The following is a 21257-nucleotide window of genomic DNA, read 5'->3' on the forward strand; positions in this document are numbered from 1 at the left end:
TTGCAAATATTCCATATATTATATCCAATGTAATAAATATCCAGGTTATTTCATATGCTTTTTAAAAACGGAGTGGATATAATGGCTAAATGGATTGATGTTTCTGTCTCACAGCATAAGTTAAAGCTTTATGACGCAAGCAAATTGTTAAAAACATATCCCATTGCCGTTGGAAAAATGTTGACACCTACCCCTGGAGGCAACTATAAAATCATTAATAAACAAAATAATCCTGGAGGGCCATTTGGTGTTTTATGGATGGGGCTTTCCAAACCCCATTATGGCATTCATGGCACCAACAATCCCTCTTCTATCGGCAAAAATGTTTCAAAAGGCTGCATTAGGATGCAAAATCATGATGTATTGGATTTATCTTCTTATGTTGGAGTTGGCACAAATGTATTTATCCATAAATAATCTGACTGTTGCTGTTAGAAACTATAAAACATCTTCTGTCTATTTCCCTGAATCCATAAATCGAAGCAGGCCTTTTGCGACCGCTATTACATCATTTCCATTAAAAATAATGCAGGCTGTTCCTCCTTCATATGTCTCTCCATCAAATTCTCCTAAAACTGTTACATAGCCTTTTTTAAAATGATAAATTAAATGCTTATCATTTTCTGCACTTTCAAACGCATGTAAATCATTGGTCAAAAAGGCTTTTAACGGCTTTTTATATAACTTCATGCTTTCTTTCCCCTCACACTTTCTGCCTTTATTATTATTTATAATAAGGAGGATAATCACCCTGATGATGGATTTCAAAAACACTATTCCGGTCCACTTTATTCGAAATGATGTATTGCCCCTTTTCATTTTCCTTTTTCCATTTTTCTATAAAGATTACTAAGTAAATATCCTTTTTTATTTTTTTCGCTTTTGTTTCCCTTGTTACCTGATAACCATTAACAGCTCCCTCCCATTTGCCAATTTCTTTTGGAAAATAACTTATGTCAGTTCCTGCCCCCTCCATCAAAAAATCAACTGCATCTGCTTCTGTAAAAGCCGGCATTTGTGGAGAGGCTATTTGCAAACAACCCCAGATTAGTCCTACCACAACAATTGGCATAAGAAAAAACCAGCCCATATTAAAGGGAAAAACATCTTTAAACAGCATCTTATCCAATACAGCATACACCAATGCAGCCAGAAATCCTGTTGCAGCTGCAAAAATATTTATAGTAAGTATGCCAAAGAATGCTCCCAAAGAAGACACAATAATCACATACAGCCAATCTTGTGTCGGAAAATATTTTCTTTGCAAAAACTCTGCTGCAATTGATACGAAGTTTCCATATAAAAAAATAATAACAAAAGCATACATAAAATAAATAAAAAACCAGCCAATAAAATCATTTCCTTGGTTATAAGAAGCTTCTATATCTGAATAAATATACCAAAAGGTAAAAACGGACGCCGGAAAAAAAGCAGAAATAAATGTCGCTGTTATTTTTCTGGGGATGATATCCTGTAACTCTGCTTGCATCTTCTCCTCCATTAATTGTTCTTTTTGATAATTTTACCATTAATTAATTTTGTGGGGATTATTTCTTATTACATTCAAAAATTCCTGCTTTAAAATTACACATGCTAATCTCTTTTGAAAAGCTTTTTGGAGACATCCCCCTTTTCTTTTCGTATATGTTCTTTTTTGTTAGGTACCTTATTTATTTCCTTTGTACATATTTTTTCTTGGAAGTATAGGCTACTCTTTTCCTTTCTTCACTTGTATAATAGCAAGTATTCTAATAGAAGAAGGAGTGTTTTTTTTGTTTTACAAATTAACAAAAGAGCAGCAGCAATTAATGATCTCTAATATTCAAACTTTTTTTACCCAAGAACGTGAAGAAGAAATATCAGAATTTGCCGCCGAAAGAGTGCTCGATTTTGTCAAAGAATCACTTGCTCCTCATTTTTATAATGCTGGCATACTAGATGCAAAACAAATCATCGAAGATCAATTTTCTGTTCTGGAAGATGAAGTGCTGACATTGGAAAAACCAATAAAATAAATCTATAAAATAATGGATAACCAAAACATGCTCAGGGCCCTAAGCTCTGAGCAGCATATTTTGGTTATCTTTTTCCAAAATAAAATATCAATAAAGCCTTTTCGTATAGCTTTCCTCAAGCGCCTTATCGATTGTTTCCACTGTGGCATTCGGAAGGTTTGCATGTGCCAATAATATTTTTGCAGCATTCGGCAAATCATTTTTATCTGCCCATGTATCCATATTCCACAACCCAGACCGAATCATCGCTTTTGCACAGTGAATAAAACATTCCTCCACTTCAACCACTATTCCGATTAAAGGATTTTTTCCTTTCACCGCCATTTTCTCCAGGAGTTTTTTATCTTTAGTCAACATTGCTTTCCCATTCACCCGCAATGTTTCCTTCAGCCCAGGAATGAAAAAAAGCAAACCGGCTCTTCCATTTGCAAGAATATTTCGCAGGGAATCCATTCGTTTATTGCCAGGCCTTTCTGGAATAACCAACTGCTTTTCATTGATAATATAAACAAACCCTGGCTTATCTCCTCTTGGAGAAACATCGCAAAATCCGTTTTCATCTGCAGTAGATATCACTACAAAAGGAGATTTGTCGATAAAATTGGCACAATGCTCATCAATAATAGAAACCACCTTATTTTGCACTAATTCACTTGGATAACCAAGCATTTCTCTTAATTCTTCTTCTGTTGTAATCAAGTTTTCAACTGAAGCGCTTATTTGCACAAGTCAACACTCCTTAAAATGGAATATATTTTTTACGATAGAACAAGTTTCTTTTGAACTACTCACCGCTTAACGACCTTGCGTTCTGTTTGAAGCGGGAGATTCCTATGAACATCGAAGCATCCTTTCGTTATTTAGCAGGCTAGCCCCGAGGTGGGAGTTTTCTGTCGGGAAAAGATAAAAAATGCAGCTTGAAAGTGTATCTTGTTGATATCTCCTATATTATGTAAGCACCTTATAACAGCTACTCTGTTTAACTGATGCTATTTTTGCTGTTTGAACATAGGGAGTCTATACTAAATACCTATTGCCACTCGCGGTGGAAAACTTGCTGATAATTAATATTTTCATAGCAATACTTTTGTAGAATGCATGCGCCCCTTTGCGATGGCCGCTAAATCGAAGCCGAATTTCTTGTATCCCTTCTGCTTTGCCCATTCCTCGCATTTTCTCATTAATTTAAACTGATTCCCTGTTTTCTGTAATTTCCATCTACCGCCAATTTCTTCATATTCCAATCCTAGCAAATTCTTTCCAAATATATGTATCCAGCCGCAAATGTCTCCACCTACTAATCTATACACATAAATAGCATGGATTCAATGCATTTATAAGTTTTTCTAGTCGTGACTTCATTTGTTCGTTTGTTACCGCATAACCTAATTGTGCGCACAATCTATTCATTTCCAATACAGTTTTTAGTTCAGCGGCTTTTCTCATTGATTGCTCCTCTTCTTTTTTAGTTCTTCTATAAAGTTCACCAAGCATGTACAATAATCCTTTCTATAAAAATAGCTTACATGCAAGCTTCAACTGCTAAACGTTTAAACAATAATTATCCGGATATAATGATAACTATGAAATATGAGAGGTTGTTTGCATGTATTTGCTATTAGTTGTAGTCGTCTACATCTTATTTGCTATTTATTTTATTGATTGGAAGAATTGGAAAAATTATTATTCGACTATTCAATATTTTATCATTAGTAATTTGCTATATAATTTTATTTTTTACCAGCATACTTTATGGAAATATCATGCAGTAACGATTTATTGGCTAAACCATACTCTTATAGATCTTACATTTACATTTATAATCGTTCCTACTGTAATTATGATTTATTTGAGATACTATCCAATAGGAAAAAAACAATTGGCCTATGTAGCTATTTGGGTTGCTTATTTTACTAGCATTGAATGGCTTTTTTATAAAAAGGGGCTTTTTCTATATGAAAATGGGTGGAATATTCTATGGTCCATTATTTTTAATATCATTCTTTTTACTTTTGTAAGGATACATTATAAACGCCCCCTTTTTGCCTTATTGGCTTCAGCACCTATAATTATTATCCTGTTATTTTTGTTCCACCCTACTCTTTCAGAATTAAAATGATTTAATGGTGATAAATGTGGAAACAGAGCAATTATCTACACCCATTTTCTTCCTACTATTATTTTCCATCTATATTGGCATGGCTTGTTATCTTTATATCAGAAAAAGAAAATAATTTGGCTATTTAATAAAGAAAGCAAAAAAAGTGCTGACAGATTGCCAGCACTTCAGAGAGTAGACAGAATCCATTTTCCAATATTCAAGCTGATCGAAAACGTTTGTCGACAGCTTGGATTGCCGACGCTTTTTTCTTATGGGGAAATTACCGGTATTTCATCCACTCTTTTAATCCAAACCTGTTCCTTTCCATTAAGCCCCTCTTTTATCATGGCCGATTTTTCACGTCCTTCTCTCATCCATATGATAAAAGATCCTATAACTTTTGGACTTGTATCTGCTTCTTTTTTAGGTGGGAAAGCAACCTGCTTTTGCTGTGCGGTTTTAAGATTAATAACATATAATTTAGAATACATCATTGGCACTGGTCCCTCCTGCCATTTTTTATTTTCTTTTGCACGGGCTACAATAACTGCCTCTTTTGACAACCATTCCAAATCTAAATCTACATAACCTTTTGGTGTGTATTCTTTTTGTTGGCTGACACTAGGAATATCGGCAACCTTTATTTTTTTATCCTGTACTAAAAACCTTCCTTCACCAGATATATAAGCTAATTTATTTTCATATGGAGACCATTTTATCCAGTCCTTGTTAATCAGCATTTTCCCAATTGCTTGAAAGTTTGTCCCTTCTTTTGATAACACACATAATGTATTGCTGTCATTAGATAAAGAAGCTGTTGGTATGGCTAAAAAACTGATCCATTTATCGTCTTTGCTCCATTTAAAAATAGTTGCATCAATTGCAAATAAATCTTTTTCATCTGTTTGAATCGTATAAAAAGGTTTTATTTTGCTGCTATCAAGATTTGCATTTGCTGGAACACGAAAAAGCTTAACAGGTCCCCAACCTGTTGGCAGCAATTGTGCTTGAGACGATACAATAAATTCTTTTCCATTTGGATACCATACAAAATCGCTAACACCTAATGCCACATTCTCAAATCCTTTTGGAACGCCATTTTCCGTTTTCGTTACATCTAACCCGCCCCACGTAGTATAAGCAATCTGATTAGCTATCGGGGACCATTGAAACTGAAAAACTTCCATCCCTTCATATGGCTGATACGTTTTTTTCTGCTTTGTGTCATATACATATAAAAACATTTTTTCTCCACTTTCAGCTCCTTTTAAATAGGCTAGAAAACGGCCATCATAGGACCATTTTGGATCATATACGTATTGATTTTTTGTAATTTGATGCTCGATTCTCCCCTCTTTTATCCATAATTTATGATCCCTAATAAATGCAGCTTTTAAAGGAGTTTCTGCTGAAACACTGGGCATATACAGCAAAAAACTAATTATAAAAACAGCCATCCTCTTAATTAATTTCATATCCATTCCTCCTTCTGATAGAATGCCCTGAGCAGAATAGAAACAATACTGATTGACTAAAATACAAGGATAGTTTAAAATTTGATTAATCGATCAAATTAAAATATAATCAATCAACCAAAGGAGTATAGTATGGAAAACAACGAAAGCAAACAATCCTTTATTGCAGAAGCAAGACGAGAACAAATTATTAAAGCAGCCATCGATACGCTAGAAGAAATTGGATTTGTTAGTGCAAGTCTTGCAAAAATAGCCAAAAAGGCAAAAATCAGCACTGGGCTTATTTCTTATCATTTCGCCAACAAATTAGATTTAATGAATAGCACCCTTGAATATTTGCTGATTACTCATTTTGCTTTTATCCGTTCTAAAGTTGAGCAAAAAGAAACAGCAAAAGATAAATTAGCTGCCTTTATCGAATCCAGTTTAGTTTATCAAGAAACACAAAAAGCTAATAATATTGCCCTAATTGAGATTATTTTTAATGCGAGAACAGAAGATCATATTCCTTATTATCAATTGCAGGATGAGGAGGAAGGCGATCCTATTCAAGAATTGCTTGAAAGCATATTAAATCAGGGGAAACAAACAAAAGAATTTGGAGAATTTGACAATGGCCTTGTGAAGCAAATGATCATTGGAGCAATTTCAGAGAGAATGTTTTCTTCTATTAATGAAGAAATAGAATTCGAATCCTATTTTCATGAACTAAACCGCTTAATTTTGAAGTTGGTGCAATGACAATTTGGAGGAAAAAATGAATAGAGAAACCATCTTAGGCTTAACTAAAATAGAAAAGACGGCATTTTTTATTTTGCCGATGCTAATTGGCTCCCTTCTCGGGTGATTTATTCCTAATATAGCTGATTTATATAGCCCATTCTAATAATTTCTGGGTATCTGTTATAGCAATGGCGCTTGGAATTATCATTGAATTACTTTTTACGGGGATAGTATTCAGTGAAACATTAAATGTAAAAATTACCGATGCAGAGCTTTTGCTTAAAATAAATGATTAAAAAACAAAAATTAGCAAGCAGGAGATTTCTGCGATTTTTTTAGAAAATAAATCTCTTATTGTTCTTGGCTTAAGCTATATCATGAAAAAACGGATATCAAAAGCTCCAAAGCACAAGATGCCTTTATTATGCATGGCTATCCTTGGAAAGAGAAAAACCCCTATGAAAATGAGTACCGAAAGTGGGATTTGGATGATGCTGATTTCTCAAAAGAAATAACAAATATTCTTTATGCGAGAAGAAAATAAAAAAGAAGCAACATATCTCAGGGAAGATTTAAATGAATTAGGTATTGTTGTGCGAGATCAAGATGGACAACAGTATGTGCGAACCATTAATAAATAAAGTCAATTTTTGTCGAAAAATAGCTATTTTTAAAAAACTGAAGCAAAATCAGCAAAAATTGCAGCGATTGTTATGCAAATAAAATCCATATCCGAAAAAATGCAGCACTTCGGCTAATTCAATAAAAAAGATGATTCCTGCCGATGCAGAAATCATCTTTTTTTCCAGTTTATTAAACAATCTCAAACACAACCTGCACAACCGATAACAATATCCCAATAATAAATCCGCAAACTGCCCCATTTACACGAATCCACTGCAAGTCTTTGCCCACATTATTTTCAATCATATCTGTTAATGTTTCATCATCTAATTTATTTAGATTGTCTCTCACAAGATCTCCAATTTTATCATGGTTATTTTCAATAAGAATGGATAATTGTTTTTGAATCCATAAATCAATGACGATTTTATTTTCATTCATTTTCTCTAAAAGGTTTGCTGCGAGCGGTAGGAAATACTCCTCCATAAATCTTTCCCCTTCTACAAAATCAAGGGCTTTTAGCTGCAATTGTTTAAGAGTTTCTGTAATGGTTTCATCTGATTTCCAATTATCTAAAAGGCGAATTTTCCATTTTTCAATCCCTAAAAGCACTTTTTCATTTTCATTTAACCCTTCAATTTCTTTACGGATAAACGTTAATAATGCTTCACGATTCGGCTCATATTCATAACGCAAACTTTTTACTGCACTGATTAATAAATTCTGGATAATTTTCCCTAATTTTTCCTCTGTCATCAAATTTTGAATGGATTTGATGGCAAATTGCAGCATTCCATCAGCTTTTACATTGTTTAAAACATTCATGGATACATTTCCAAGTTTATGAACAGTATCTTCTTTTTTCAGCCATTGCTCCACCTTCACCAAAATATGATCCAGCGCCTTTTCATCCACTTTTTCAGTCAATAGTTGGCTGCTGATCATTTGCAGAATTTTTTTCATATCTACATTGGATAAAGTTGCAATAATTTGTTTTTTTACAAATGGCGTCATTTTCTCTACGTCCATATAGCGGATGATTTGTTGCATCCAGCTAACAGCCAATTTTTGAAAAACTGCCGTTTGTATTTTGGCAGCCGCTGTTTGATAGATTTTTTCCGTAAACGGAACATGCTTGACTTTATCTTGAATGCTTTCTTTGGACAGCCAATCATTTTTTAAGACAGAAATCAATCCATTGATCATACGATTGCGATTTTTCGGAAGCAAAGCAGTATGAGGTATGGGAAGCCCCAGTGGATGACGGAATAAAGCCGTTACCGCAAACCAGTCTGCTAATCCTCCAATCAGTCCTGCTTCAAATCCGCCATGCAGCAATAATATCCATAAAGTATCTTGAAAAGGCATTGTTCCAAGGAAACCTACCAACATAACAATCAGTGAGATTCTAGCAAGTTTTCTTGATGATTTTTTTTTCGACATTTTTTTCCCTCATTTTAACATGATAAAAAGTTAACATACTCTAATTATACCAACTATGTTGAAATCATTGGAGAAATTAGATCTGCTACATTCTTTTTATTATAACAGTTGAACAAGGAAAAATGAAAAAAGAAAGAAGCGATTTTCACAAAATTAAATATTTTGGATTGTTTTTATATAGATTGCCGCTAATTAAGCCACCATCATTCAAAAATTTTTTTATCTTATCCGACAAACAATTAAAACAGCCTTTTGATAATAGAAACAGAGTCTAACATCCATTCGGGTATGACCTCTGCTGTTTTCTAGCCAATTATTTTTGATTTTCCACTAACTTTTCCAAATTATTTTCCATAACACCAATATAATCTAGCCCTTTTTTCTGATCTTCTTCGCTTAATCCTTCTAATGTGCTTAATACTTCTGTTTTTGCCCCAATTTCTGAAGCAAGTGTTTTTGCTATTTTAGGAGAAGCAAGCTCTTCAAAATAAATGACTTTTACCTCATGTTCTTTTGCAAACTTTTTTAATTCTGCTAATTTTTGAGCACTCGGTTCTTCATCTGGAGATAATCCTGCAATTGGAACTTGCACCATTCCATATTCATTAGTCAAATAATGAAAGGCAGCATGTTGAGTGATCAGCTCTTTTTTCGCTACATTTTGTAATGCTGTACGATAGTTATGATCTAATTCTTTTAGGTCTTCGATATATGCGGCACTATTTTGCTCATATGCTTTCTTATTAGCGGGGTCCACACTTATTAAAGCATCTGTAATAGTTGCTACTTCTTTTTGCGCCAACGCTGGGCTTAGCCATACATGGGGATCTTTTGCATGGCTATGTTCATGGCTTTCTTCCTCATGTTCATGGCCATCTTCTTCATGTTCATGTTCCTCTTCATGTTCATGTTCCTCTTCTTCCCCATCTGCTAAACTTATGCCCTTGCTTGCTTCAATAAACTTTACCTTGCTGTCTCCAATACTCTTTTTTATATCCGCTGCCCATGTTTCCATATATTCGCTGTTATAAATAAACAGACTGGCATTTTGAATATTTCCCATATCCTTTGGCGTCGGCTCCCAGTCATGTGGTTCCATTGTAGATGGAATAAGCAATTCAACATCTGCCGCATCGCCTGCGATTTGTTTTGTAAATTCATACATAGGATAAAACGTTGTGACAACTTTTATTTTTTCTGTTTTGCTTTTCTCCTTATTTTCATTTGAATTGCTGACACTTTCCTTATTGCCGCATCCTGCTAATAAAATAAGGGCAGCAGTCCCTATTAATAATGTTTTTAAACGATTTGATTTTCTCATATTTCCCCACACCACTTTCTATTTTTTATAAAGCAAAATAATTACGTTTTACAAATTATTATTATACAAAAGATATGTTTACCGCTTAATATGTAGGCAAATTTCTTATAGAATGGATAATGAATTACTTTTATTATCTGCTTATAATTTTGTTATTTTCCCAATACGAAACAATTACGATTTAATCATTGAAATTTTATTTTATAATCCGGTTTTTAAGTACCTGCTAATAAAATGCTAGCTTTTATTTTCACTTCCGTCATTCTCCTTTCTATCAATAGAATTAACCAAAACGAAATTATTACGATTTGCTTAATGCTATTTTTTATTTTAATAAGAGTTTCCCACATTTGCAAGCTTTATTTTGCTATTATTCTTCTCCAACCATCAAGCAGTTCTCTGGATGATTAGAGAAGTGTTTTCCTCTTATAAAATGAGGTTAAGCCATCCATGATAGCATCACACTCAACTTTGCATTTCTTTTGCCATACCCACCAGGTTATTCAGCGTTTTCCAGTTGCGAACTGTTGTCGAAACACTTAATTTTGATAAACTATTCACCAGTTTCGAATTACGAATACTATCGTAAAACAAAAGATAGATATCTTGTCCAGAAATATGGTATTTTTCTCTGTCATTTTTATATGTATCTAATCTTTTTATATCTTCTTCCAATAACATATCAGTACAAAGTGCCACATACTGACTTTCTGCTGTTGAAGCTGCTTTTGCCGCTATAATCCAATTTTCTGGAAATGGACAATGATTTATGATTTTTTCTAATTCATTAGCAGTTCTTAATACTACCGTGCACAAAAATCCGTAGTCTGTCTCTATGCTTTGCTCCATCCTTTTCTGCAGGATTTTTTTCTCTTCTATAGATTTGAATACTACATTGCCGCTTTGAATATATGTTTTCACATCTGATAGCCCTATTTTCACGAGGCTTTCCCGCAATTCTGCCATTTTGATTTTATGATGCCCACCAACATTAATGCCTCTTATAAAAGCAATATAAATGGTCATGACTTTGCTCCTTTTTCTGTTATTTAACAAAGATACCCATGCAAGCAGTAACGAGTTCCAGTCGATTAATAGTTATATTTTTATCATAACATGCAAAAAGGCTTCAGCTGAATCTGAAACCCTTTTTTCTCTATTTATTCTTTTATTTTCTGTTAATATCCTAGCCTATCCAATTAGGATTTTCTTCAAATTCTACAAATAGCACTAGTGAATGAGAAGGAAATATATTACTTGTACAGCTAGAAGACCTACTAAAATAATAATCGCCCCTCTGTTTTTAGTTGCTATATGTTTAGTAGAAAAAGAGGCACTCCTAGACCGATAATCCATAACATTGGAAGGAAATTAACAATAATGGCAAGTTTCTTTTTTCGTTTTCTATAAATCCATGCATATATGGAGCAAATAATGACAAACAGCGGATAAACACCAATGCCAATAACAAAAGCACTATTGGCAAAACTAATACCTTGATCAAAACTCATAAAAGACATGCCAAATACCACAAGCCATGGAAGAAGACAAACTGCATATAAAATTTGACTGATTACTAAATATGTCTTCACATTATTCCTCCCTAAAACAAGCAAGTTCTTCTATTGCACCAGATCGCTTTCCCTTTTAATATATGTATCTATTCATTTTAATCGTTAATAATTGTTTCTTCTAAATGGCAAAATCTAATGCAAACCTGATGTTATAAGTATCATGCGTATACAAATAAGAAGATATTGCCTTTCTGTTGCTTTTTCCATAACTCAAAAAAGCCTTCAGGAACAAGAAGGCCTTTTTGAGCATTTCTTTTGTTCAGGACACTAAATAAATCAGCAAGCAGTTAAGCGAAATTATCCCTTCACAGAACCTGCTGCAATTCCTTTTACAATTTTCTCTTGTGCAACCAAATATACTAATAAAAGAGGAAGGCTTCCTAATGTTAATGCTGCCATAATGCCTGGTACATTCACCGAAAACTCTCCATAAAACTCCCTTAAACCAAGAGGCAATGTAGCGCTTTCTGGTGAATTCGTCAAAACTAGTGCAAAAATAAATTCATTCCATATATGAATAAAATTGTATATCGCTACAGTAGCTACTGCCGGCGTCAAAAGAGGAAAAAGAATTTTCCAAAATAAGCGAAAATGACCACAGCCATCAATTTTGGCAGACTCCTCTAATTCTTTCGGAAGATCTTGCAAAAATTGTGTAAAAATAACAACAGAAATCGGGATGGAGAATGCTACATAGGGACCAATTAGCCCCCAAATGGTATCATATAACCCCATATTTATGGTAAGCAAATAAATTGGGATTAATGTTGTATGTATTGGTATCATCATCCCCACCATAAAAAGGATAAATAATGGACGATTTAATTTAAATTTCATTCTCGCTAAAGGGTAACTGGCCATAGCAGAAATTACAATCACAATCACAACAGAAATGACCGAAACCACTATACTATTGCCGAAATAACGAATAAAGCTGGAAGAAAGCACTGTGCTGTAGTTATCAAATGTAAACACATTGGGGAACGACCAAGGAGAAGTCATAAATTCTAGTTGGCTTTTAAAAGATGAATTAATCATAATTAAATATGGCAATCCAGTAAAAATCAACAAGATAATAGCCAAAGCATATAGAGGCATATTGCTTATTTTTTTTATAATATTCATCTAGTTCGCCCCTTTTCTTTTTTGTTCAGAAGTTACAATGATAACTGTAATAACTAATGCGATTAAAAACATAGCGAATGAAATGCTGCTGCCATATCCCATATTAAAGTTTGTAAATGTTTCTTCATACATATAAGTTGCCATCAATTCTGTTGAATTATTAGGTCCTCCACCTGTCATTACATAAATCAAATCGAAATACTTCAGTGATCCAATGATGGATAAAATGCTCGATGTAACAATGGTCGGCATTAATAATGGCAAAGTTAATTTTAAAAAGCGCTGTTTGGCATTTGCTCCATCAATCATTGCTGCCTCATAAAGCTCCTCTGGAATACCAACAATTGCCGCTCTAAATAAAATCATATAAAATGGCGCAAATTGCCAGCAAATAGTTGCGATAACTGCCCAAATCGCTGTATTTTCATTGCCAAGCCAACCTTTTTGCCAGGATTCCAACCCAACCCATCCAAGCATTTGATTTACAATACCAAAATTGCCATCATACATAAAGGTAAACAATATCCCAATGGCAACAGTCGACATTAAAAATGGCATGAAATAAATCGATCGAAAAAACCGCATGCCCTTTAATGGACTAAATAATAAAAGCGCCATTATTAAACCAAGGGGAAGCTGAGTAAATAAGGAAGATGCAACTAATAGAGAATTATTTCCAAAGGCCTCCCAAAACACCCCATCTTTTAATAGATTGATATAATTCTGAATGCCAATAAACTCAAAGCTATTATCGATTCCAGACCAATTAAAAAGACTGTAGTAAAAAGTCATTCCAATAGAATAAACAACAAAAATCCCGTATATCAATAAAGCTGGAGCAATAAACCCTGCAATAACAAGCATATTTTTCAGCTTCGGAGACATTTTTTTCTTTATTGCTAAATCCGCAGGAATTGTAGATACAGATGAGTATTCCATATTATTTTTCAACATTCCACCACCCTAGTTATTTTTAGAAGACTAAATCAAAACGGAATGATATAGCCTTCTATTATTCCGTTCTATTTAATAATTTCTTCCGCTTTTTTCTCTACCTTTTTAACAGCATCTTCTGGTGTCATGGATAGTCCAAAGATTCCTTGCGTTGTATCTAAATGTTCTGTTGCAACTGCTGTTGGAAGGGTTTGATCATAATAGGTTTGCATATATTCTGCGCTTTCTAGCACCTCATTGATTTTCTTTACATATTCATCTTCATAATTGACACCTCTTACAGCAGAAATACCGCCATTTTTATTGGCCATTTCTTCTGCTGTTTCTTTGCTTCCTAGTTCCTTTACTAATTCAATAGCAAGATCTTTATTGACGCTTTTTTCTGCTACAGAAAACACAGGGCTTACTCCACCAACGATATCTTTTGCAGACCCTTTTCCTCCTTCAACTGCTGGAAATAGGAAAAATCCTAGTTTCTTTTCAAATTCAGGCATTTCGTTTCTAATATTTCCAATAATCCAGCTTCCTTGAATTTCCATTGCAGCCTTATTTGAATAAAGCAATTGTCTTGATTGGCCAGTATCATAGTTTAAGCCATTTACTCCATCAGGGAATGCTCCCATTTTAACTAACTCTTGAATTTTTGCGGCTGCCTGCACATAAGCTTCATCATCAAATCCTCTGCCTGTGCGTTCATACGCTTCATTAAACAAGTCTTTACCGCCAATTCTTTCTGCCAAATACATCATATAAAAAGATCCTGGCCACTTAGATTTATTTGCCAGTGCGAAAGGAATAATATTATTTGCTTTTAACTTTTTTACAATTGTTATTAATTCATCATACGTTTCCGGCTCTTTAAGCCCATACTTTTCAAAAATTTCTTTATTGTACCATACAGGGACAATATCCATTCCAATTGGCACCCCATAAACTTTCTCCTCATAAGTGGCAGGAGAAATCGCTGCTTCTAAATAGCTGTCTTTATCTATCTCTCCAGTAATATCATAAACCTGTCCAGCATCGACAAAATTCTTTAGCCATCCGCCTCCCCAAGAGTGGAAAACATCTGGTGGATTGCCCCCTCCCATCGCAACACTTAATTTTGTTTTATATGGATCATTTTCTTGTCGAACAACTTTAACCGCAACACCAGGATGTTTCTCTTCAAATCTCTTTGCTGCATTTTTTATTGATTCCTCTCCTGCTCCAGTTTCAACATGCCATATAGTAAGCGTTTTAGAATCAGCACTTCCTGAATTCGAGCTGCCCTCGCTGTTTGTTTTAGTATTTGGCGCACCAGGTTGACAGCCTGCTAAAAGAAATAATATTAATATAAAGATAAAACATGTTTTTCTTGTTAACATCCTACTCATAGCCAATTCATCTCCCCTTTTCTCTCTTTTCCACCTAAATGATAGGCTTACAGCCAAAATAAACGCGCGTACATTTTTGTATATTCTAAAGATGGGATTGTCTCTCTCTTAAACACCCCCTTAAAATGTTACCTGGTAAACCTAAAAACTAGCTAATACCCTTCAAACTTGTAAGCCTTTTCATAAAATGCCGCGATTTTTTCATATGCTACTTGATAATGCAATTTCTCGAAACGTAAGTCTATTATAAAAGTTAGATAGTTTTTAAAAAATAGCTAAACTATACAAAAAAGCCTTTAAAAAATAACTTTTTTTCGTATATAATCGATATCTCTTGCCAAAAGCAAATAGAAAGATTTGGCCGCTATAACCATTCAGATAGCTGCAGAATAAGAGCATCATTAAATTTCCTAGGATTATAGGTAGTTATGCTTTCAATTTTTTTTAGCCTATAAAGCAGTGTGTTGCGATGGATAAATAAATCTTCTGAGGTGGATTGAATATTAAGATTATTCAAGAAGAATACTCGAAGCGTTTCTTTCAGCTCATCACAAAGATGCTGCTGAATTCTTTTTTTGATTTTCTCTCGTTTTTGTTTATTAATGCTATTTAATACAAGCTGTATTTCCACATCTTTTATTTTCACCCTTTGATCCGCTGCAAATTCTAATGCTGAACGAGCATCATTTAAAGCTTCTGGCATTTCTTCCAAATTATCCAATTCATTCCCATAAGAACTCTGGACGTGATTATATTGTGTTGCTAAAAAGGTTTCTACTTGGGAATAAATTTCAGCTTTTTTCATAACGGATTGAGAAAAAATGATAATAATAAATGTTTCCACATCAATAAAACCATAAATGCAGGAATGATGATGCAAAAAGGCTTCTGCTTTTTCATAAATGCAAGAAAAATTTAAAAGATCATGATGAACTTTGTTCTTAACGGAAAAAACTATTGGATAATAAGGAGGCTCAGCCTGATATCCTAACAGAGAAAGTTTTTGTTTCACTTTAGCAAATTCTATATTTTTTTTGGGGCTGACTAATTCTTCAAGCAAACATTCAGCCGTCCGATGCTTCCATTGCATATTTTTCAATAAAGAATTTTGTTTAATAATTAATTCTGCCAGCCCTACAACCAATGAACCGAATTGCTCTACTTTTGAAGGAGTTCCTGATATTCCAACTGCCCCGATAACCTGTTCTTGCATTTTAATCGGCAAATTAAGGCCAAGCTCAGCTCCCTTCCATTTGCTTATCTCTTTTCGTGTTACAGCGACTGGTTTTTTGGCTTGTATGGCTTCTAATGCACCTGGATCAAAAGCATTAATTCGTTTTTTATCACTTGAACTAATAATGATTCCTTTTAAGTTGAAAACATTAATATTTCTTTCAATATGCTTCCTTGTTTCCTTGACTACAAGATTTGCTGTTTCCCTAGTAATATTCAATATAATCACTCCTTAACTATACTTTATAGATAGGTTTAGAAAGATTACCGGCACTAGTTGTACTGTAAAACAACTAAGAATTACAAACTTTTTTCTTGTGATAATAGTGCTAATATGTTGCAGCTGTTAACCAATCAATAAATTTTGCACCCCTTAAATGAGTTTAGCCAATTCCCTGTTGTCTTGCTACCAAATAAAGAGAAACTAACAATCAGGCTTTTACAGACAAGATTCTAATCTTAAGATTTATCGTCCTCTTTTATAATTCTTAAGGTGGAAATCAAAAACCCAATATGGCCTGATGATTGATAATTAAGAAGATTAAGTATGTATACAAATGGGACTAACAACATAATATCATAATTAATCACACTTTAATATTGACAATTCACAAAAAAAAAGCGAAAATGAACGCGTGTACATAATTAGTTAAGGAGGTGAGTATTATAGCTAGCAGAAAAGAAGTAGCAAAATTAGCTGGAGTTTCTGAAGCGACTGTTTCCCGCGTGTTTAATAATTCTGGCCCTTTGCGCGAGGCAACCAAACGCAAAGTTTTACAGGCGGCAAAAGAGCTTAACTACCATCCAAATGCTATAGCTCAAAGCTTTGCACGAGGAAAAAGCAATAATATTGGCGTGATAGTTCCTTATTTGCCAAAAGTTAATTTAATGTCCACCTATTATTTCTCAGAACTATTAAGCGGAATTGGATCCAAACTTGGAGAATTGGGATATGGTTTGCTCCTATTATTTCAGCAAGCTAATCAGCCAAAAGATTATGTGAGACTGTTTCTGTCCCAGCGAGTAGATGGCTGCATCATTCTTGGCTCTAAAAATATTCCCGGCGAAGTGGCAGCATTAGAAAAGCTTCATGAATTAAATTTGCCATATTGCCTTGTCAATCAATCTTTTTCTGGATATTCTTTTCATTCCATTGATGCAGATCATATAAATGGCAGTTTTGAAGCTGTATCTTCCCTTTTAAATAAAGGACATAAACAGATTATTTTTTTAAATGGACCGATGGAATATTCCAACAGTATCGAACGATTAAAAGGATATAAAAAAGCGATTGCCAAAGCAGGCATTCCATTAAATGAAAAACTGCTGTTCCAAGGCAACTATAGCCGAAAAAGCGGCTTTCAAGCAGCCATGTATATAGGCTCATTGCTAGAAGATTGCCAAGCAATTTTCACTGCAAATGACCGAATGGCAATTGGTCTTATGCAAGGGCTAAGTTCACTAGGTTATCTGGCTGGCTATGATTACTCCTTAATTGGCTATGATGATTCAGATATTGCAACTATGACATCTCCTCCACTCAGCACTGTTAATGTTCCACTTTTTGAAATGGGACAATTAGCAGCGGAAAAAGTTCTTCAATTAGCCTCAACAGATGACAAAACAGAAATACATGAATGCTTGCCAGTTTCTTTAATTGAACGAGCATCTTCATTAAACAAAATCAAACGCTTCAAACTATAAGCCGCCATCATTTTTGTAAAAAAGCGGCTTATCCCATAGAATTGCAGCTCTTAACCTTTTAAACAAGAAATATCCATTTCTATAAAACTTACAAAGAAATGAGGACGATCGATGGAAACTATTAAAGTTGGTATGATTGGCTATAAATTTATGGGAAAAGCACACAGTCATGCATATCGTGACATTCCTTTATTTTTCCCAAAAACTATTCATCCTGAAATGAAAATGATATGTGGCCGCAATAATAATGATGTCGCTTTGGCGGCAAAACAATTCGGCTGGGAAGAATATACAACGGATTGGAGAAGCCTCCTTCAAAGAGAGGATATCGATTTGATTGATATTAATGCCCCAAGTGACGTGCATAAAGAAATTGCCATTGCTGCAGCCCAAGCAGGAAAACATATTTTTTGCGAAAAACCGTTAGCGCTTACATTGAAAGATTCTAGAGAAATGCTAGATGCCGTTGAAGAGGCTGGCGTAAAGCATATGGTTGGATTTAATTATCGTTTTGCTCCTGCCGTTATGCTGGCAAAAAAGCTTCTCGATGAAGGAAGATTGGGCGATATTTATCATTTTCGTGCATGTTTTTTACAGGATTGGCTGGTTGATCCAAACTTCCCCCTAGCTTGGAGACTTCAAAAAGAAATTGCCGGTTCTGGCTCTCACGGAGATTTAGGTGCACATCTTATTGACTTAGCCCACTATCTAATTGGGGACATGACCGAAGCAATTGGATTAAACGAGACATTTATAAAAGAAAGACCCATTTCCACTAATATGACAGGCTTATCTGCAACTGGCAGTTTATCAGGGGAAAAAGGCAAAGTTACCGTTGATGATGCGACACTATTTTTAGCAAAATTTGCAAATGGTGCGCTAGGCAGTTTTGAAGCTACTCGTTTTGCTTCTGGCCATCGCTGCACAAATTCCTTTGAAATCAATGGCAGTAAAGGCAGCGTAATTTTTGACTTTGAACGTATGAATGAACTGCAAGTATATTTTACTGATGATAGAGATGATGTCCAAGGATTTCGTCGTGTATTAGCAACAGACCCTGCCCATGCCTATGCGGAAAACTGGTGGCCACCAGGGCACACAATCGGATATGAACATACATTCATTCATGAAATGGTAGAGCTTATGGAAGCTTTCCGTGAAGATAGACAGCCTATTCCAAATTTCCGGGATGGGGTCAAATGCCAACAAGTTTTGGAAGCGGTTGATTTATCAATTAAAAAAAGGCAATGGATTACTATTTCTGATATCTGAAATGAAAAGGATTCTTCCATTATTGACTAAATTCTGATAAGGAGTGTTGTACAAATGAAAAAAAATGCGTTGATTGTTTGGGGCGGCTGGGATGGCCACCAGCCAGAGCAAGTTGCAGAAATTTTCAAAGGAATTTTGGAGGAGGAAAACTTTCAAGTCGAGGTATCCAATTCATTAGATTCCTATGCTGATCCAGAGAAATTAAAGACATTAGATTTAATTGTTCCGCATTGGACAATGGGAGAAATTGAAAAAAAATATATCCTAAATATTTCTGAAGCTGTAATAAATGGTGTCGGTTTAGCTGGATGTCATGGAGGCATGTGTGATTCTTTCCGAAATAATGTGGACTGGCAATTTATCACAGGAGGAAACTGGGTAGCACATCCTGGAAATGATGGAGTGGAATATATGGTGAACATTAAACATTCTTCTAGTCCCTTATTAGAAGGTTTCACTGATTTTAAAGTAACAAGCGAACAATATTATCTTCATTTTGATCCAGCGATTGAAGTTCTGGCAACAACAAGATTTCCAGTAGTTGATGGTCCCCATACAGCAAACAAAGCAGTTGATATGCCTGTTGTCTGGACCAAACGCTGGGGGCAAGGAAATGTTTTCTATAATTCATTAGGGCACCAAGCTGATATTGTGGCAATGCCAGAGGTTTCTCTTATTATGCGCCGAGGATTTTTATGGGCAGCGGAAGGAAAACAACGAGCAACACTTTCCCCTTTATCCAACTATAAAAATGCACGTTTTTATACCGGTATGGGAGATAGCCAATAATCGATTAAATGGAGGGTTCTATAATGGAAAAGCTTAAAGTTGGAATCATTGGATGTGGATTTATTAGTTCTATTTATATGCAAAATTGTCCAAAGTTCGATAATCTTGAACTTGTCGCTTGTGCAGACCTTGATGTAGAGCGGGCACAAGCTCAAGCGCAAAAGTATAATATTCCTAAAGCTTGTACAGTTGATGAACTGCTTTATGATTCTGATATACAATTGGTCATCAATTTAACCATTCCAAAAGCTCATGCGGCAGTGTGCATTCAGGCGCTTGAAGCAGGAAAACATGTTTATACAGAAAAACCTCTTGCTGTAACAAGAGAAGAAGGAAAACAAATTATCGCTACAGCCAAAAAGCATAATCTCCTTGTTGGCAGCGCTCCCGACACATTTTTAGGCGCTGGCATTCAAACAGCTATCCAACTGATTGAAAAAGGAGAAATTGGCGTTCCGATCGGAGCTTCCGCTTTTATGATCAACCGCGGCCACGAACACTGGCACCCAGACCCAGCCTTCTATTATGCAGAAGGCGGAGGACCAATGTTTGATATGGGGCCATACTATTTAACCGCATTGGTGTCATTATTAGGGCCAATAAAACGATTAGCTGGATCTACCCGCATCAGCTATCCAGAAAGAATTGTGCTAAGCGAACCAAAAGCAGGCACAAAAATTGATGTTTCTACACCCACCCATATTTCAGGCACCATTGATTTCGCAAGTGGCGCAATAGCAACCATTACAACAAGCTTTGATGCATTTGGCGGAACCTCCCTTCCTCCCATTGAAATTTACGGAAGCAAAGGGACACTTCTAGTTCCCGATCCAAACACTTTTGGCGGACCTGTTCGGATACGAAAAATGAATGAAAAAGAATTTGCAGACGTTCCGTTAGCCTTTAGCCATTCAGAAAACAGCCGTGGGCTAGGCGTTTCCGATATGGCGCAGTCTATCCTAACTGGAGAAAAACATCGCGCCAATGGAGAACTTGCCTATCATGTTTTAGAGGCAATGCACGGTTTCCATGACTCCTCCATCAATGGAACCTATTATCAAATGGAAAGCACATGTGAACGCCCTAAACCACTAAATATCGAACAACAAGCAAATAGCTAATAGTTTGTCGCTGCTTTAAAGAACGGAGCAATATCATAAAAAAAGGCGTTTGGAGAACTTAAACTTCCAAACGCTTTTTTCTTATTGCGGAATTTGAATTTTCCCTGCTTAGCAAGTTTAGCATGGACAATTTTTTTAAATACCAATTTATCTGCTTGTTTAGTAGCACGCTAACGAACAACTAACATCTTTCATAAGCTTCCTTGTTCAGCAATGCTTTTTACATAAGAGAATCTATCTGTTTTAATGAATCTATTTTTTAGGAGAAGGGGATTCTTTTGATTTCTAATTCTACGCAGTTCAATAATGAGTCTAGCCGGTTATATTAATTATTCATATTGGTAAATGGTCTGCTTTATTCTCCCAGACAATATATCCATCCACTCTAAGCATTTCATCAATATTCC

Annotated in this window: 24 protein-coding genes; 10 read left to right on the top strand and 14 right to left on the bottom strand. The window is 35.0% G+C overall.

Features of this window, described 5'->3' with window-relative positions; all coding sequences use genetic code 11:
- Positions 1-81: 81 nt before the first annotated feature.
- On the top strand, positions 82-417 hold the full coding sequence (locus NCCP28_RS00135) for a L,D-transpeptidase (protein WP_248559402.1): 336 nt from the start codon (positions 82-84) through the stop codon (positions 415-417).
- A gap of 39 nt (positions 418-456) precedes the next feature.
- Here NCCP28_RS00135 and NCCP28_RS00140 read toward each other — a convergent pair whose 3' ends face one another.
- Both NCCP28_RS00140 and NCCP28_RS00145 read right to left on the bottom strand, forming a co-directional pair.
- On the bottom strand, positions 457-690 hold the full coding sequence (locus NCCP28_RS00140; protein WP_248559403.1) for a hypothetical protein: 234 nt from the start codon (positions 688-690) through the stop codon (positions 457-459).
- A 34-nt stretch (positions 691-724) separates the two neighbouring features.
- On the bottom strand, positions 725-1489 hold the full coding sequence (locus NCCP28_RS00145; protein WP_248559404.1) for a hypothetical protein: 765 nt from the start codon (positions 1487-1489) through the stop codon (positions 725-727).
- Positions 1490-1772: 283 nt separating this feature from the next.
- Here NCCP28_RS00145 and NCCP28_RS00150 point away from each other — a divergent pair, with 283 nt between their 5' ends.
- Positions 1773-2015, top strand: coding sequence for a DUF2164 domain-containing protein (locus NCCP28_RS00150; protein WP_248559405.1), 243 nt, complete (start codon positions 1773-1775; stop codon positions 2013-2015).
- A gap of 87 nt (positions 2016-2102) precedes the next feature.
- Here the strand turns inward: NCCP28_RS00150 and NCCP28_RS00155 are convergent, their stop codons facing one another.
- The 3 genes from NCCP28_RS00155 to NCCP28_RS00165 all read right to left on the bottom strand — a co-directional run bounded on the left by NCCP28_RS00155 (position 2103) and on the right by NCCP28_RS00165 (position 3509).
- Positions 2103-2741 (bottom strand): pyridoxamine 5'-phosphate oxidase family protein, encoded by a 639-nt coding sequence (locus NCCP28_RS00155; RefSeq protein ID WP_282579511.1) that lies wholly within the window; start codon positions 2739-2741, stop codon positions 2103-2105.
- A 347-nt stretch (positions 2742-3088) separates the two neighbouring features.
- Positions 3089-3325: a hypothetical protein gene (locus NCCP28_RS00160; protein WP_248559406.1), complete on the bottom strand. Its 237-nt coding sequence runs from the start codon at positions 3323-3325 to the stop codon at positions 3089-3091.
- On the bottom strand, positions 3318-3509 hold the full coding sequence (locus NCCP28_RS00165; protein ID WP_248559407.1) for a hypothetical protein: 192 nt from the start codon (positions 3507-3509) through the stop codon (positions 3318-3320). Before NCCP28_RS00165 ends, NCCP28_RS00160 begins: the two co-directional genes overlap by 8 nt.
- 112 nt (positions 3510-3621) lie before the next feature.
- On the opposite strand from NCCP28_RS00165, the gene NCCP28_RS00170 reads away from it, so the two are divergent.
- Positions 3622-4134 (top strand): CBO0543 family protein, encoded by a 513-nt coding sequence (locus NCCP28_RS00170; RefSeq protein WP_248559408.1) that lies wholly within the window; start codon positions 3622-3624, stop codon positions 4132-4134.
- A gap of 251 nt (positions 4135-4385) precedes the next feature.
- Here the strand turns inward: NCCP28_RS00170 and NCCP28_RS00175 are convergent, their stop codons facing one another.
- Positions 4386-5591, bottom strand: coding sequence for a TolB family protein (locus NCCP28_RS00175; protein WP_375709353.1), 1206 nt, complete (start codon positions 5589-5591; stop codon positions 4386-4388).
- Between the two features lie 132 nt (positions 5592-5723).
- Between NCCP28_RS00175 and NCCP28_RS00180 the strand changes: the two genes are divergently transcribed.
- The 3 genes from NCCP28_RS00180 to NCCP28_RS23955 all read left to right on the top strand — a co-directional run bounded on the left by NCCP28_RS00180 (position 5724) and on the right by NCCP28_RS23955 (position 6955).
- Positions 5724-6332, top strand: a complete 609-nt coding sequence (locus NCCP28_RS00180) for a TetR/AcrR family transcriptional regulator (RefSeq protein WP_248559410.1) — start codon at positions 5724-5726, stop codon at positions 6330-6332.
- 131 nt (positions 6333-6463) lie between these two features.
- A complete protein-coding gene (locus NCCP28_RS23950; protein ID WP_483870136.1) occupies positions 6464-6610 on the top strand; it encodes a YqeB family protein in 147 nt (48 codons plus the stop codon).
- A 231-nt stretch (positions 6611-6841) separates the two neighbouring features.
- Positions 6842-6955 (top strand): CysS/YqeB C-terminal domain-containing protein, encoded by a 114-nt coding sequence (locus NCCP28_RS23955; protein ID WP_483870133.1) that lies wholly within the window; start codon positions 6842-6844, stop codon positions 6953-6955.
- 172 nt (positions 6956-7127) lie between these two features.
- Here NCCP28_RS23955 and NCCP28_RS00185 read toward each other — a convergent pair whose 3' ends face one another.
- From NCCP28_RS00185 to NCCP28_RS00220, 8 genes are all read right to left on the bottom strand, one after another.
- Positions 7128-8381 carry a DUF445 domain-containing protein gene (locus tag NCCP28_RS00185; RefSeq protein ID WP_248559411.1) on the bottom strand — a complete coding sequence of 418 codons (1254 nt, stop codon included), beginning with the start codon at positions 8379-8381 and terminating at the stop codon, positions 7128-7130.
- Positions 8382-8694: 313 nt separating this feature from the next.
- Positions 8695-9702 carry a metal ABC transporter substrate-binding protein gene (locus NCCP28_RS00190; protein ID WP_248559412.1) on the bottom strand — a complete coding sequence of 336 codons (1008 nt, stop codon included), beginning with the start codon at positions 9700-9702 and terminating at the stop codon, positions 8695-8697.
- A 465-nt stretch (positions 9703-10167) separates the two neighbouring features.
- Positions 10168-10728, bottom strand: a complete 561-nt coding sequence (locus tag NCCP28_RS00195; RefSeq protein ID WP_248559413.1) for a DUF1697 domain-containing protein — start codon at positions 10726-10728, stop codon at positions 10168-10170.
- A 284-nt stretch (positions 10729-11012) separates the two neighbouring features.
- Positions 11013-11294 carry a hypothetical protein gene (locus NCCP28_RS00200; protein WP_248559414.1) on the bottom strand — a complete coding sequence of 94 codons (282 nt, stop codon included), beginning with the start codon at positions 11292-11294 and terminating at the stop codon, positions 11013-11015.
- Positions 11295-11573: 279 nt separating this feature from the next.
- Positions 11574-12401, bottom strand: coding sequence for a carbohydrate ABC transporter permease (locus NCCP28_RS00205; RefSeq protein ID WP_248559415.1), 828 nt, complete (start codon positions 12399-12401; stop codon positions 11574-11576).
- Complete coding sequence (locus NCCP28_RS00210; RefSeq protein WP_248559416.1) at positions 12402-13355, bottom strand: carbohydrate ABC transporter permease; 954 nt, start codon at positions 13353-13355, stop codon at positions 12402-12404.
- 68 nt (positions 13356-13423) lie between these two features.
- Positions 13424-14731 carry an extracellular solute-binding protein gene (locus tag NCCP28_RS00215; RefSeq protein WP_248559417.1) on the bottom strand — a complete coding sequence of 436 codons (1308 nt, stop codon included), beginning with the start codon at positions 14729-14731 and terminating at the stop codon, positions 13424-13426.
- Positions 14732-15095: 364 nt separating this feature from the next.
- Positions 15096-16184, bottom strand: coding sequence for a CdaR family transcriptional regulator (locus NCCP28_RS00220; protein WP_248559418.1), 1089 nt, complete (start codon positions 16182-16184; stop codon positions 15096-15098).
- A 437-nt stretch (positions 16185-16621) separates the two neighbouring features.
- On the opposite strand from NCCP28_RS00220, the gene NCCP28_RS00225 reads away from it, so the two are divergent.
- The 4 genes from NCCP28_RS00225 (at position 16622) to NCCP28_RS00240 (ending at position 20850) form a co-directional block, all read left to right on the top strand.
- On the top strand, positions 16622-17668 hold the full coding sequence (locus NCCP28_RS00225) for a LacI family DNA-binding transcriptional regulator (RefSeq protein WP_309296609.1): 1047 nt from the start codon (positions 16622-16624) through the stop codon (positions 17666-17668).
- 111 nt (positions 17669-17779) lie between these two features.
- Positions 17780-18940 carry a Gfo/Idh/MocA family protein gene (locus tag NCCP28_RS00230; protein ID WP_248559419.1) on the top strand — a complete coding sequence of 387 codons (1161 nt, stop codon included), beginning with the start codon at positions 17780-17782 and terminating at the stop codon, positions 18938-18940.
- A gap of 54 nt (positions 18941-18994) precedes the next feature.
- The gene (locus NCCP28_RS00235; protein ID WP_248559420.1) at positions 18995-19729 is read left to right on the top strand and encodes a ThuA domain-containing protein; all 735 of its coding nucleotides are present in this window, start codon (positions 18995-18997) and stop codon (positions 19727-19729) included.
- Positions 19730-19752: 23 nt separating this feature from the next.
- A complete protein-coding gene (locus NCCP28_RS00240) occupies positions 19753-20850 on the top strand; it encodes a Gfo/Idh/MocA family protein (RefSeq protein ID WP_248559421.1) in 1098 nt (365 codons plus the stop codon).
- Positions 20851-21257: the final 407 nt, after the last annotated feature.

The organism is Niallia sp. NCCP-28, assembly GCF_023168165.1.
Classification (GTDB): domain Bacteria; phylum Bacillota; class Bacilli; order Bacillales; family Cytobacillaceae; genus Niallia.

Excerpts from the sequence above, each read along its gene's own strand:
- NCCP28_RS23955 (WP_483870133.1), top strand. The coding sequence starts at position 6,842 with ATGCGAGAAGAAAATAAAAAAGAAGCAACATATCTCAGGGAAGATTTA.
- NCCP28_RS00165 (WP_248559407.1), bottom strand. The coding sequence starts at position 3,509 with ATGCTTGGTGAACTTTATAGAAGAACTAAAAAAGAAGAGGAGCAATCA.
- NCCP28_RS00145 (WP_248559404.1), bottom strand. The coding sequence starts at position 1,489 with ATGCAAGCAGAGTTACAGGATATCATCCCCAGAAAAATAACAGCGACA.
- NCCP28_RS00230 (WP_248559419.1), top strand. The coding sequence starts at position 17,780 with ATGGAAACTATTAAAGTTGGTATGATTGGCTATAAATTTATGGGAAAA.
- NCCP28_RS00240 (WP_248559421.1), top strand. The coding sequence starts at position 19,753 with ATGGAAAAGCTTAAAGTTGGAATCATTGGATGTGGATTTATTAGTTCT.
- NCCP28_RS00210 (WP_248559416.1), bottom strand. The coding sequence starts at position 13,355 with ATGTTGAAAAATAATATGGAATACTCATCTGTATCTACAATTCCTGCG.
- NCCP28_RS00135 (WP_248559402.1), top strand. The coding sequence starts at position 82 with ATGGCTAAATGGATTGATGTTTCTGTCTCACAGCATAAGTTAAAGCTT.
- NCCP28_RS00205 (WP_248559415.1), bottom strand. The coding sequence starts at position 12,401 with ATGAATATTATAAAAAAAATAAGCAATATGCCTCTATATGCTTTGGCT.
- NCCP28_RS00195 (WP_248559413.1), bottom strand. The coding sequence starts at position 10,728 with ATGACCATTTATATTGCTTTTATAAGAGGCATTAATGTTGGTGGGCAT.
- NCCP28_RS00175 (WP_375709353.1), bottom strand. The coding sequence starts at position 5,591 with ATGAAATTAATTAAGAGGATGGCTGTTTTTATAATTAGTTTTTTGCTG.
- NCCP28_RS00140 (WP_248559403.1), bottom strand. The coding sequence starts at position 690 with ATGAAGTTATATAAAAAGCCGTTAAAAGCCTTTTTGACCAATGATTTA.
- NCCP28_RS00215 (WP_248559417.1), bottom strand. The coding sequence starts at position 14,731 with ATGAGTAGGATGTTAACAAGAAAAACATGTTTTATCTTTATATTAATA.
- NCCP28_RS00235 (WP_248559420.1), top strand. The coding sequence starts at position 18,995 with ATGAAAAAAAATGCGTTGATTGTTTGGGGCGGCTGGGATGGCCACCAG.
- NCCP28_RS00170 (WP_248559408.1), top strand. The coding sequence starts at position 3,622 with ATGTATTTGCTATTAGTTGTAGTCGTCTACATCTTATTTGCTATTTAT.
- NCCP28_RS00190 (WP_248559412.1), bottom strand. The coding sequence starts at position 9,702 with ATGAGAAAATCAAATCGTTTAAAAACATTATTAATAGGGACTGCTGCC.
- NCCP28_RS00185 (WP_248559411.1), bottom strand. The coding sequence starts at position 8,381 with ATGTCGAAAAAAAAATCATCAAGAAAACTTGCTAGAATCTCACTGATT.
- NCCP28_RS00180 (WP_248559410.1), top strand. The coding sequence starts at position 5,724 with ATGGAAAACAACGAAAGCAAACAATCCTTTATTGCAGAAGCAAGACGA.